The organism is Bacillus sp. AK124 (assembly GCF_053903085.1).
Map to the genome: position 1 here is coordinate 109898 of NZ_CP096378.1, position 13053 is coordinate 122950.

Annotated in this window: 9 protein-coding genes and 1 pseudogene; 5 read left to right on the forward strand and 5 right to left on the reverse strand. The window is 45.8% G+C overall.

The window, feature by feature from the left end:
* Window positions 1-148: 148 nt before the first annotated feature.
* Window positions 149-961, forward strand: coding sequence for a sugar-phosphatase (gene yidA, locus M1E06_RS00575; RefSeq protein WP_216904204.1), 813 nt, complete (start codon window positions 149-151; stop codon window positions 959-961).
* Window positions 962-993: 32 nt separating this feature from the next.
* Here yidA and M1E06_RS00580 read toward each other — a convergent pair whose 3' ends face one another.
* Window positions 994-2532 carry an ABC-F family ATP-binding cassette domain-containing protein gene (locus M1E06_RS00580; RefSeq protein WP_020453553.1) on the reverse strand — a complete coding sequence of 513 codons (1539 nt, stop codon included), beginning with the start codon at window positions 2530-2532 and terminating at the stop codon, window positions 994-996.
* 430 nt (window positions 2533-2962) lie between these two features.
* On the opposite strand from M1E06_RS00580, the gene htpG reads away from it, so the two are divergent.
* A complete protein-coding gene (htpG, locus tag M1E06_RS00585; protein ID WP_023856871.1) occupies window positions 2963-4843 on the forward strand; it encodes a molecular chaperone HtpG in 1881 nt (626 codons plus the stop codon).
* 51 nt (window positions 4844-4894) lie between these two features.
* Here htpG and glpT read toward each other — a convergent pair whose 3' ends face one another.
* The 4 genes and pseudogenes from glpT to M1E06_RS00605 all read right to left on the reverse strand — a co-directional run bounded on the left by glpT (window position 4895) and on the right by M1E06_RS00605 (window position 9195).
* Window positions 4895-6253, reverse strand: coding sequence for a glycerol-3-phosphate transporter (gene glpT / locus M1E06_RS00590; protein WP_020453551.1), 1359 nt, complete (start codon window positions 6251-6253; stop codon window positions 4895-4897).
* Between the two features lie 22 nt (window positions 6254-6275).
* Window positions 6276-7167: pseudogene (locus M1E06_RS00595) on the reverse strand (glycerophosphodiester phosphodiesterase).
* A 244-nt stretch (window positions 7168-7411) separates the two neighbouring features.
* Complete coding sequence (locus tag M1E06_RS00600) at window positions 7412-8347, reverse strand: aldo/keto reductase (protein ID WP_020453549.1); 936 nt, start codon at window positions 8345-8347, stop codon at window positions 7412-7414.
* Between the two features lie 83 nt (window positions 8348-8430).
* Window positions 8431-9195: a DeoR/GlpR family DNA-binding transcription regulator gene (locus M1E06_RS00605; RefSeq protein WP_020453548.1), complete on the reverse strand. Its 765-nt coding sequence runs from the start codon at window positions 9193-9195 to the stop codon at window positions 8431-8433.
* 469 nt (window positions 9196-9664) lie between these two features.
* On the opposite strand from M1E06_RS00605, the gene iolA reads away from it, so the two are divergent.
* The 3 genes from iolA (at window position 9665) to iolC (ending at window position 13023) form a co-directional block, all read left to right on the forward strand.
* Complete coding sequence (iolA, locus tag M1E06_RS00610) at window positions 9665-11128, forward strand: methylmalonate-semialdehyde dehydrogenase (protein ID WP_020453547.1); 1464 nt, start codon at window positions 9665-9667, stop codon at window positions 11126-11128.
* A 74-nt stretch (window positions 11129-11202) separates the two neighbouring features.
* Entirely contained in the window at window positions 11203-12018 is an 816-nt protein-coding gene (gene iolB, locus M1E06_RS00615; RefSeq protein WP_020453546.1) for a 5-deoxy-glucuronate isomerase, read from the forward strand.
* 27 nt (window positions 12019-12045) lie between these two features.
* Window positions 12046-13023 carry a 5-dehydro-2-deoxygluconokinase gene (gene iolC, locus M1E06_RS00620; protein WP_020453545.1) on the forward strand — a complete coding sequence of 326 codons (978 nt, stop codon included), beginning with the start codon at window positions 12046-12048 and terminating at the stop codon, window positions 13021-13023.
* Window positions 13024-13053 lie beyond the last annotated feature (30 nt).

The following is a 13053-nucleotide window of genomic DNA, read 5'->3' on the forward strand; positions in this document are numbered from 1 at the left end:
AAGCGGCTCGAAAAACGCCTTATTTGCTGTAAGGCGTTTTTTCCGTGGGCATCAGACGAAAATGACGGGGAAAAGCTGTGATACAATAAAGAAGGTATGGGTCATAAGTACGACGTTAGGGCTCGATTCTGATCAGGGAGAGTGTAAAATGTACAAACTAATCGCGATAGATATGGATGGAACATTGTTGAATGATCTTCATGAAGTAACAGAGGAAGTTCGGAATGCCCTGCATGCTGCAAAAAAGCAAGGCGTCAAAATCGTTCTCTGCACGGGCCGTCCTCTCGGCGGTGTAAGCCGCTATCTGGAAGAACTGAATCTAAATGAAGACGGCGATTATGTCATCGCCTATAACGGAGCGCTCGTTCAAAATACGCACACTCAAGAAGTCGTGTCAGAGCTGACACTGGGCTATGATGATGTGAAATCGTTATATGAGCTTAGCCAAAAGCTTGATACGCCGATGCATTTTTTTGATTCTGCTTATTTATATACGCCAAACCGGGAAATCAGCCCGTATACTGTTCACGAATCATACGTCACCAAAGTGCCGCTCCGGTTCCGGACGATCGAAGAAATCCCGAAAGACCTTCTCGCGCCAAAGGCGATGTACATTGATGAACCGGAAAAGCTGGATCGGACGATCGCAGCAATACCGGAAGACGTCAAGGAACGTTATATAATGGTGAAAAGCTCGCCGTTCTTTTATGAAATTCTTCACCCTGCGGCAAGTAAAGGAAATGCCGTTCAGCAGCTTGCAGACATATTAGGCATCGCGCAAGAAGAAGTGATCTGTATTGGAGACAACGGAAACGACATGTCGATGATCGAATGGGCTGGATGCGGAGTCGCCATGGGGAATGCGATCCCTGAGGTAAAAGCTTCGGCCGATTATGAAACGCGTACGAATAACGAAAACGGCGTTGCTCACGCCATTCATGAGCTTGTATTGTCCAAATGAAAAAGCCGGCCCTTCGAAAGGCCGGCTTTTACCTATTTGCGGCGCCATGCTTCAATCCGCCAAATATGAGTCACCCAGTCTTCATAAAAAGACGGTTCATGGGAAACGAGCAAAATCGTTCCCTTGTAGTCGCAGAGCGCTTGCTTTAACGCACGCTTTGCTGATGTGTCAAGATGGTTTGTCGGTTCATCAAGAACAAGCAGATTGCTGTTTGAAAGCATCAGTTCCGCCAGCCGGACCTTTGCCTGTTCACCGCCGCTTAGCGTAGCAAGGGGCTGGCTGATATGCTTTGGCGTCAAACCGGATATCGCGAGCGTCTGCCTGATGTCTTTTTCCGATAGATCAGGAAAGAACGCCCGCAATTTTTCAAGCGGTGTATGATGAGAAGCCGGACTTTCCTGTCTGAAATAGGCCGCCTGTAAATGCTGTCCTGCTGTGACGGTGCCGCTAAGAGGCTTGAGATCACCGAGCAGCGTTTTAATGAGCGTCGATTTTCCGGCGCCGTTTTCTCCGGTAATGGCGATTTTATCGCCCCGTTTTACGGTCAGAGAAAGAGGCTTAAATAATGGAACGGTGTAGCCCGCCTCAAGATTTTCCGTTTTGAGTACGGTCATCGCCGGATTTCGCCCCGTTTTAAATGAAAAGCTGGGGACATAAGAATCTGTCGGTTTTTCGATTCGCTTGATTTTGCTTAATGCTTTCTCCCTGCTTTTGGCCTGCTTCGCCTTTCGGACCCTGTTCCGGTCGATAAACCCCTCTAGCTTTTTAATTTCCCTGTGTTGTTTGGCGTATGCGGCTTCAGCCTGTGCCCTGCTTTGCACATATTCCTTCAGAAAATATTGATAGCTGCCGGAGTACCGTTTGATCGTTTGATGCTCCAGATGGAATGTCACCGTCGTGATCTCATTTAAGAAGTGTTCGTCATGTGAGATCACGAGAAAGGCGTGCTTATAGTTTTTCAAATACCCCGTCAGCCACTCAATATGGGCCGCATCCAAATAGTTGGTCGGCTCATCCAACAGGAGCACATCAGGTTCTTCAAGCAGCAGTTTGGCCAACAGGAGCTTCGTACGCTGCCCGCCGCTTAAAGCCGCGACATCCTGATCAAGCCCGATTTCCGTAAAGCCGAGGCCTTGAGCGGCATCCTCAATTTTCGTTCCGATTTGGTAAAATCCTGAACTCTCCAGTTCGGATTGGAGCTCTCCGTATCTTTTCAAAATGGCCTCCAGATTGTCTTCGGCGTCGGCCATTTTTTCGGCAAGCCGATTCAGTTGCTTTTCGATTTCAAACAGCCGGTCGTACGCTTGCTCCATGTACTGAAGGATGGTTGTGCCTTTCGTCAGCTTGGCATGCTGTTCAAGAAAGCCGGCCCGAATGTTTGGCTGCCATTCAATGTTTCCGTGATCGGGCAGAAGGCTGCCTGTCAAAATCCGCAGCAATGTCGATTTTCCGGCTCCGTTTGCACCGACAAGGCCGGCGTGTTCGCCTTTCAGCAGGCGGAACCCGGCGTCTTGAAAGATAATACGGTCTCCATATATATGGGTCAGATTCGTGACATGAACAATACTCATGGTGATTCTCTCCTTCAGGCTTATTTTTTTTGAAAAAACAAGCCATCAAAAGAGAACAGCGTGAAGCCTCGCTATCCTGTCCGGCAAAAAAAACGGGTAAGGCAAACTACACCTTACCCGCTACATATTTAAAATACAGCAAGAAAGGATGTCAAATCATATCAAACTGTTCCCGAGATGGCTTGTCTAAAAAAGGGCAGACTTCTCCCGTCTTTAAGCCAATTCTCTTTTAAGAACAGTTGATAAGATTTTCATTCCTTTCCACCTCGTTTTGGTCAAATTTACCTTCACAACACATTATATGAAGCGGAGTGCCGGTTGTCAAACCGCTGCCATATGAATTGACATCGTGCAGGCAGTGTGTTATTTAATTTGTGAACAGAATCGAACGATATATGTATATCATATGAGCAAAAGAGGAGAGAGACAGATGGCTAAAAAAGAATTTAAAGCAGAATCCAAGAGATTGCTGGACATCATGATCAACTCGATTTATTCCCAAAAGGAAGTCTTTTTAAGGGAGCTGATATCCAATGCGAGCGATGCCATCGATAAAATCTACTACAAAGCGCTGACAGACGATTCACTGACGTTTAACAAAGATGATTACTACATAAAAATCTCCGCAGACAAAGAAAACAGAACGCTGACGATTGCGGACACCGGGATCGGCATGACGAAAGAAGAGCTTGAAGAACATCTTGGAACCATTGCCAAGAGCGGCTCGCTTGCGTTTAAACAAGAAAACGAATTAAAAGACGGGCACGATATTATCGGCCAGTTCGGCGTCGGTTTCTACGCCGCTTTTATGGTTGCGGACACCGTCACCGTCATGACAAAAGCCCATGGCAGCGATGAAGCGTATCAATGGGAATCAGCGGGGGCCGACGGCTATACGATCGAACCGGCTGCGAAAGAATCAGCAGGAACCGATGTCATTTTGAAGCTGAAAGAAAATACAGACGACGAAAACTATGATGAATACTTGGATGTTCATCGCTTAAAAGCGATCATCAAAACATATTCTGATTTCATCCGCTATCCGATCAAGATGGATGTCACCGTTAACAAGCCGAAAGAAGACGCTGAAAATGAATTTGAAGAAGTTCAGGAAGAACAGACAGTCAACAGCATGGTGCCGATTTGGCGAAAAAACAAAAGCGAACTGAAAGATGAAGATTACGAGGCGTTTTATACGGAAAAGCGTTACGGTTTTGACAAGCCGCTCGCTCACGTCCATACAAGCGTGGACGGCGCAGTGAGATATCATGCGATTTTATTCATCCCTGAAAATATTCCGTTCAACTACTACACGAAGGAATTTGAGAAGGGTCTTGAACTGTATTCGAACGGTGTGCTGATCATGGAAAAGTGTCCGGACCTGCTGCCTGACCACTTCAGCTTTGTCAAAGGAATGGTCGATTCAGAAGACTTATCGCTCAACATTTCGAGGGAGATGCTCCAGCATGACAGGCAGCTGAAGCTGATTGCCAAAAACATCAGCAAAAAAATCAAGAATGAGCTGAAAAGCTTGCTGAAAAATGACAGAGAAAAATACGAGTCTTTTTATCAATCGTTTGGCAGACAGCTTAAATTTGGGGTATACAATGATTTTGGAGCTCATAAAGATATGCTGAAAGACCTGCTGCTTTTCTATTCATCAAAAGAGAAAAAGCTGGTCACCCTTGATGAATATGTATCCAGAATGCCTGAAGATCAAAAATACATTTACTATGCGTCAGGCGACTCGTATGACCGAATTGAAAAGCTTCCTCAAACCGAGCTGGTTTCGGAAAAAGGGTATGAAATCCTTTATTTCACCGAGGACATCGATGAGTTCGCCATCAAAATGCTGGCGAATTATCAAGAAAAAGAATTCAAGTCGGTATCCAGCGGCGACCTCGGAATCGAAAACGATGATGAGCAAAATCAATCAGACGGGGACGACAGCCAATACAAAGACCTTTTTGAAGAGATGAAAAAGACCCTGGATGGAAAAGTGAAAAGCGTAAGGGCGTCAAAACGGCTGAAGACACACTCTGTATGCCTTGCCGCTGACGGAGAAGTCACCATCGAGATGGAAAAAATCTTAAACGCAATGCCTGACAACCAGCACGTAAAGGCTGATAAAGCATTGGAAATCAATACAAATCACGAAGTCTTCAAAACACTGCAGGATGCTTTTGAAAACGACAAAGATAAATTCAAGCTGTACACCGGCATCCTGTACAACCAGGCGCTGCTGATAGAAGGCTTGCCAATCGAAGACCCCGTTGAATTTACGAATGATATATGCAAAGTGATGGCATAAAAATAAAAAAGATACATCTCAGCTTTAGGCGAGATGTATCTTTTTTTGATGTTAATGTTTCACAACTTCCTGTCCCCGCACATTCCATGTCATCGCAAAGATGAGTGCTGCGATTGCACATGAAGCGGTTAAGAGCGTAAAGCCCGCATTCCAGCCGGATGCATCGACGATAACACCCATCAGCGCATTTGCCGTCAAGGTTCCGCCCAGGTATCCGAACAGACCCGTCAATCCTGCAGCCGTACCTGCCGCTTTTTTCGGAACAAAGTCAAGTGCCTGAAGACCAATCAGCATAACTGGACCGTAAATGAGGAATCCGATCGCGATCAATGATGCCATGTCGATCATCGGATTGCCGGCTGGATTGAACCAGTATACAAGCACCGCGATCAAAACACCTACCATAAAGACAAAGCCTGCCGGTCCGCGGCGCCCTTTAAACCATTTGTCAGAGATCCAGCCGCAAAGCAATGTCCCCGGAATCCCCGCCCATTCATACAGAAAATAAGCGACACTTGATTTGCTCATATCAAAGCCTTTTTCTTCGCTTAAATAGGTTGGCGCCCAATCCAGAACGCCGTAGCGGACGAAGTACACGAAAATGTTGGCAAGTGCGATCGCCCACACCCATTTATTATTTAATACATATTTAAAGAGGATTTCTTTCGTTGATAATTCCGTTTCAAATGTTTTCTTCGACTTGCTTGAATAATCGTTGCGGTATTCCTCGATTGGAGGCAGTCCGACAGACTGCGGCGTATCCCGGATCAGCCAGTAAGAAATGACGGCAACGGCGATGGCGACCAAGGCGGGCAAAATAAATACGCCTTCATAGCCTGTAGCAGATCCCGTAATGCCTGAGAAGATGGCGACGCCGGCAACGGCTATAGGCGCCATCAGTCCCCCGCCGACATTGTGGGCGACATTCCATATGGCTGTTTTATTTCCCCTTTCGCTGACGCTGAACCAGTGGACAAGGACGCGTCCTGACGGCGGCCACCCCATGCCTTGGAACCAGCCGTTTAAGAACAGCATGATAAACATAATGGCGATCGATGAGGTGAAGAAAGGAACAAACCCCATCAACAAGCTGATGACAGCGGAAAGGATCAAACCGGCGGGCAGGAACATCCGCGGATTGCTCCGGTCTGATATCGTGGCCATCACGAACTTGCTCAGCCCGTAAGAGATGGATAGAGCGGATAAGGCAAAGCCGAGCGCCGACTTTGAAAATCCCTCTTCGATTAAATAAGGCATGGCAAGCGAGAAATTTTTGCGAATTAAATAGTATGCCGCATAACCGATGAAGATGCCGAGAAAAACTTGCAGTCTGAATTTCTTATATTCCGAATCAATTTGATCGTCCGGCATCCGCTCAATCGGCGGTGCTGGTTTAAACAGTTTTAACATGGTATACCCCTTCTTTATTCATTTACTTCTTTTCACGCAAAACATCGCGCAGCCGGTCCGGAAAGTTGGTGAACATTCCGGTCGCTCCCCAATCGAGCAGCCGCTTCATATCTTCTTTTTCATTCACGGTATAAGGATGGACCAGCATGCCGGTGCTTCGAATTTTTTGCACGTATGCCCGGTCAATGCGGTCAAAGTTCATGCCGAGTCCGACGCTGTAAGATTGATATTGTTTTAATTCGGCGTCAGTAATGGCAGCCGGTTTGTCGTACCATAATAATTGCACAAGCGGAATGTTTGGATTAGCGTTATGAATGATTTGTAAGCTTTCAGGACTAAAAGATTGAATGATGACTTTGCTTGAATGAATGTTTGCCCCGGTCAGTTTGTATTGCTTCAGAATGTCCAGGAGCTTTTCTTCCATATGATCATAGTCTTCCGGTGATTTTGTTTCGATATAGTAGCGCGCGCTTCTCCCGAATGTTTGGATGATTTCTTCCAGGGTAGGCACTTTCAGCCCAACGTACTCCGTTTTTGCCCGCTCAGGATATGCTTCGTTAAACCAGGAGCCTGCATCAAGCTGTTTGATTTCTTTCAGCGTATAGTCTTTGACAAAACCCGTACCATTGGTCGTGCGATCCAATGTCTCATCGTGCATGGCGACCAAATGTCCGTCTTTTGTCATTTGAAGATCGATTTCTATGTAATCGCCTTTCATTTTTTGCCCAAGCTTATAAGAAAAGCGTATGTTCGGGAGCATGACCCGATGCGCCGCGGTGTGCGACATTTAATAGCTGACTCGGATTGAGCTGCGGCTGGGAATGGCTTGCGGCCTCCGCATGCCCGCTGAGTCCAAAACCGGCGGCAACGATTGCAGCTGTTATAAGGAAGATGCTGCGGACAAGTTTTTTCATCAAATGATTTCCCCTTTCAAGTCGGTATGCAGAATGTTGGTTTCCGGTTTTTTTTCGCCTCCTTATGTGACGAATAAAAAGAGAGATCCACAAAAAAACCCCTGGCACAAGAGGGTCTTATTGTGAATCTCCCATTCTCCGTCACTTGTATTAACTTCTTTCCTATCATACCAAAAATGGAAGCGCTGTCAATATGATTTTAAAAATAAAGAAACCTATCTTTTAAGATAGGTTTCCTGATTATTTAGCGGGCGAACAGCCGGTCGATGAAATCAATGTCCTCTTGAGACAGATTGACTTCTGCCGTTTTGAGGTTGTCGATCAGCTGATCTGCGCGTTTGGCGCCCGGGATCAACACATCGATTTCAGGTCTTGCCAAGTACCAGGCCAACACGATATGTGCGATGTCAACATTGTGTTTTTCCGCGATCGGCGCAAGCTGGTTCACTTTTCTAATGTTTTCTTTGAAGCGTTCGCCTTGGAAGTTTTCCATTTCTCTTCTCAGGTCGCCTTCCGGGAACGTTGTATCTTCGCTGTATTTTCCGGCGAGCAATCCGGAGACAAGCGGGAAGTAAGGAACAAATGAGATGTTATGCTCCTGTGTATACGGGAAGAATGTCGCCTCAGCTTCCCTGTTCAGCAAGTTGTATTCGCCTTGGAGCACATCCACCAATCCGTCTTTGTTCGCTTCTTTCAGCTGCTCAAGCGAAAAGTTGGATACCCCGATCGCTCTGATTTTGCCTTCCTGCTTCAGTTCATGGAGCGCTTGAACCGCTTCGTCTTTCGGCGTGTTCTCATCAGGGAAATGGATATAGAAAAGGTCGATGTAGTCAGTTTGCAGACGCTCCAGACTTTCTTCAACGGATTTTTTCAAAAATGCAGGGGAGTTGTCAAAGACAAAATCGTCGCCTTCTTTCTTATGGGCGGCTTTTGTCGCAATCACGACATCCTCGCGGTTGAATTCTTTGAGGACTTCGCCGATTAATTCTTCGGAACGGCCGATGCCGTATATGTAGGCGGTATCTAAAAATGTGACGCCGTTTCTGATCGCTTCCCGCACCAATTCTTTTCCCGTTTCTTCATTGAGATTCGGATAAAGGTTATGTCCTCCGACGGCATTGGTTCCCAAACCAATCGGGAATACGTGCAAATCTGATTTGCCAACTTTAACTTTTTTCATTGGATTCCCCTCCTGAAATGATATGTTGATCAATAAACTTGGCCGGCCGCTTGGATACAGCCGGTCAAGGATGTCCAATTCAACTATACATGTTTTGCCAAATGGATTTCAATGTTGCGCTCTTTACAGTACTCGTGATATTCCTCATCCAGCGCCTGAGATGTGACGATCGCGTGCAATCTGTGAAACGGCGCGTACGTCAGCAAGGTCGACTTCCCGAATTTGGAATGATCGGCCAGCAAGTATACTTGTTTTGCTTTTTCGGATATTTTCTTTTTAATTTCATATTCAAGCAGATCGGAGTTTGTCAGTCCATGGGTAAGTGTTGCTCCTGTTGCCGACATGAAAGCTTTATTAATATTATATTTATCCAATGTTCCCGGATCATCCATGCCGACGAAGGACTGCGTTTTCCGTTTGTAGTTGCTGCCGATGATGATCAAGTTTATATTTTGCATCGCGGCAGCAGCGTTGATAATGTCGAGGCTGTTCGTTAAAACGGTTACATTTTTATTTGGATCAAGAGTTTCCAATATGGATTGGGTCGTTGTGCCGGAATCGATAAAGATCAGGTCATGGTCTTCAATAAAGCGTGAAGCGTAGTGCGCGATTTTCATCTTGGCATCCTTGTTTTGAATGGTTCTGTTTTCAAATGGGATTAAGGCCGTTTTTTCGATCGCCGTTACGCCGCCGTAGACTTTTTTTATGACTCCTTTCTCGGTCAGCTTGTTAATGTCGCGTCTGACCGTGTTTTTGGAAACATTAAAGACCTGGCAAAGCTCATCAAGCGAAACGGTGCCATTGGTCAAAATATATTCTTCCATTTCTTTAATCCGCATTAACTTCATACCAAGTATCTCCTTCTAGTATATTTGGCTAAATATATATAATAAACCCAAAAGTTAACCAATAATTGTTTAAAAAATGATAACATTGGTGATTATTTTTTGCAAGATTTGTCCTGTTCCTTTTTATTATACAATGTTTTTCTAAATCATTTTAAGGTTTTCTATAAATCTTACAAAAGAAAAATTTAATGATTTTGATTGACTTATGGGTAAGAGCGGATTAGAATATAACCAAGAAGTGACCAAAACGTGATAAAGTTGAGAAATTTCTGAGTGTAAACGTTTTATTGCGTTGCGGTTCTTTTGATAAAATCATCGTTCTATTCATTAATTTCTTTTGTAAGCGTTTAATTCCTGTTTTTTGCGAAAATCCGTTATGCAATGAAGAGCCGTTCGGCATTCATACATAATGGTTGGAACCTGCCCCATCTGTACCAGGAGATGTTTAATATTCAAGGAGGTTATAAGAATGGCAGAAATCAGAAAGTTAAGAAACTATATTAATGGAGAATGGGTTGAAAGCAAAACCGACAAATACGAAGATGTAGTCAATCCTGCGACGAAAGAAGTGCTTTGCCAGGTGCCGATTTCGACGCGCGAGGATATCGAATACGCAGCGCAAACAGCGGCTGAAGCGTTTAAGACATGGTCAAAAGTGGCCGTTCCGCGCCGGGCAAGAATTCTATTTAACTTTCAGCAGCTTTTGACTCAGCATAAAGAGGAGCTCGCCCACCTCATCACGATTGAAAACGGAAAAAACACGAAAGAAGCGTTGGGCGAAGTTGGACGCGGCATCGAGAATGTCGAGTTTGCAGCTGGAGCGCCATCCCTGATGATGGGAGATTCACTTGCTTCAATTGCAACCGATGTTGAAGCGGCGAACTACCGTTACCCGATCGGAGTCGTCGGCGGAATTGCCCCATTTAACTTCCCGATGATGGTACCGTGCTGGATGTTCCCGATGGCCATTGCGTTAGGAAACACATTTATTCTGAAACCTTCCGAGCGGACGCCGCTCCTGACGGAAAAGCTTGTTGAACTGTTTGAAAAAGCCGGACTTCCTAAAGGGGTCTTCAATGTCGTATACGGTGCTCATGATGTAGTAAACGGCATTCTCGAACACCCGGAAATTAAAGCGATTTCATTCGTCGGTTCAAAACCGGTCGGAGAATATGTCTATAAAAAAGGAAGCGAAAACCTGAAACGCGTTCAATCGCTGACAGGCGCTAAAAACCACACCATCGTTCTGAACGATGCCAATCTTGAAGACACGGTAACAAATATTATCGGCGCTGCTTTCGGATCTGCCGGCGAACGCTGTATGGCATGTGCAGTAGTGACGGTTGAAGAAGGGATCGCAGATGAATTCATGGAGAAATTGGTTCAGAAAGCATCTGAAGTCAAAATCGGAAACGGACTAGACGACGGTGTATTCCTCGGACCTGTCATTCGCGAAGACAACAAGAAACGCACACTCGGCTATATACAAAAAGGAGTTGAAGAGGGTGCGAGACTTGTCTGCGACGGACGTGAAAATGTGACAGATGAAGGCTATTTCGTCGGCCCGACAATCTTTGACAATGTCACAACTGATATGACGATCTGGAAAGACGAGATTTTTGCTCCCGTATTGTCAGTCATCCGTGTGAAGAACTTGAAAGAAGCGGTTGACATCGCCAACCAATCCGAATTTGCAAACGGCGCATGTTTGTTCACATCGAATTCGAATGCGATCCGCTATTTCCGTGAAAACATTGATGCGGGAATGCTCGGCATCAACTTGGGCGTACCGGCTCCGATGGCATTCTTCCCGTTCTCAGGATGGAAGTCTTCGTTCTTTGGCACATTGCATGCGAACGGAAAAGACAGCGTCGATTTCTATACGCGCAAAAAGGTCGTCACTGCAAGATATCCGGCGCCTGACTTCAATTAATTGTGAAAAAACCGAGCGGCGCGGTTCCCGCGCTGTTCGGATCATGTTTCAAGTTTGAAAAGGAGGCTTTATCCATGAGTCATTTGTTGCGCAAGCCGCAGGCGAATGAGCTGTCACAAGGCGTGAAGCTTGTACACGAAGTGAAAAAATCGAATTCGGATCTCAGTTATGTCGAGTTTAAAGTCCTTGATCTCGCACCGGGATCCAGCTATGAAGAATCGCTGAGCAAACAAGAATGCTGCATCGTCGCGCTTACCGGAAAGATTACCGTAACCGATCATGAACAGACATTTGAAAATATCGGCACGAGAGAAAGCGTTTTCGAAAGAAAGCCGACCGACAGCGTGTATGTGTCAAATGACCGCAAGTTCGGCATTACCGCGGTTACAGAGGCAAGAGTTGCCCTGTGCTATTCCCCTTCTGAAAATCAGCTGCCGACGAAACTGATCAAAGCTGAAGACAACGGTATTGAAAACCGCGGGAAATTCAGCAATAAACGAACCGTTCATAACATACTTCCGGATTCAGATCCTTCAGCGAACAGCCTTTTAGTCGTCGAAGTCTACACTGAAAGCGGAAACTGGTCCAGCTATCCGCCGCACAAGCATGATCAAGACAACCTGCCTGAAGAGTCCTTTTTAGAAGAAACATACTACCATGAACTTGACCCACAGCAAGGCTTTGTATTTCAGCGCGTCTACACAGATGACCGTTCTATCGACGAGACGATGACTGTTGAAAATGGAAACGTTGTCATCGTGCCGGCCGGATACCATCCTGTCGGGGTGCCTGACGGATACACATCCTATTATTTAAACGTGATGGCAGGGCCGACGCGGAAATGGAAGTTTCATAACGACCCTGACCATGAATGGATTTTGGAACGCTAACAATAAGGCAAGGAGAGGCTGTTGAAGATGAGGTATACGTTTAATGAAGAGAAAGAATTTGACATTGTAGCGATCGGCCGCGCATGTATCGATTTAAACGCAGTCGAATACAACAGGCCGATGGAGCAGACGATGACATTTTCAAAATATGTCGGCGGCTCCCCGGCTAATATTGCAATCGGCAGTTCCAAATTAGGATTGAAGACCGGCTTTATCGGGAAGATTCCGGATGACCAGCACGGCAGATTCATCGAAACCTATATGAGAAATACGGGTGTCGATACGTCACAAATGGCGGTTGATAAAGACGGACATAAAGCGGGGCTTGCTTTCACAGAAATTTTAAGCCCTGAAGAATGCAGCATTTTAATGTACAGGGATGATGTTGCAGATCTTTACCTTGCCCCTTCTGAAGTGAACGAAGACTATATTGCAAAATCGAAGATGCTTCTTGTGTCAGGTACGGCGCTGGCTAAAAGCCCTTCCCGCGAAGCGGTGCTGAAAGCCGTGCAGCTGGCGAAAAAGCATCAAGTGAAAGTGGTCTTTGAGCTTGACTATCGTCCATATACGTGGACATCTGCGGAGGAAACGTCCGTTTACTATACGCTTGTTGCCGAACAATCAGACATTGTCATCGGAACGCGTGATGAGTTTGATGTAATGGAAAATAAGAGCGGCGGCAGCAATGAAGAATCTGTTCAGCATTTGTTTGCACATTCCGCAGATCTTGTCGTTATCAAGCACGGTGTCGAAGGTTCATATGCATACAGCAAATCCGGAGGCATCTTCCGGGCGAAAGCATACAAAACGAAGGTCTTAAAAACGTTTGGAGCGGGGGATTCATACGCTTCCGCTTTCCTCTACGGACTCGTTTCAGGCAAAGATATTGAAACTGCGCTGAAATACGGAAGCGCTTCCGCATCCATTGTTGTTTCCAAGCACAGCTCATCTGAAGCGATGCCGACAGTCGCCGAGATTGAAGAGCTTATCGCGGCTCAGTCTTAAATGAAGAATATGAATAAAGGTGGGATCGTT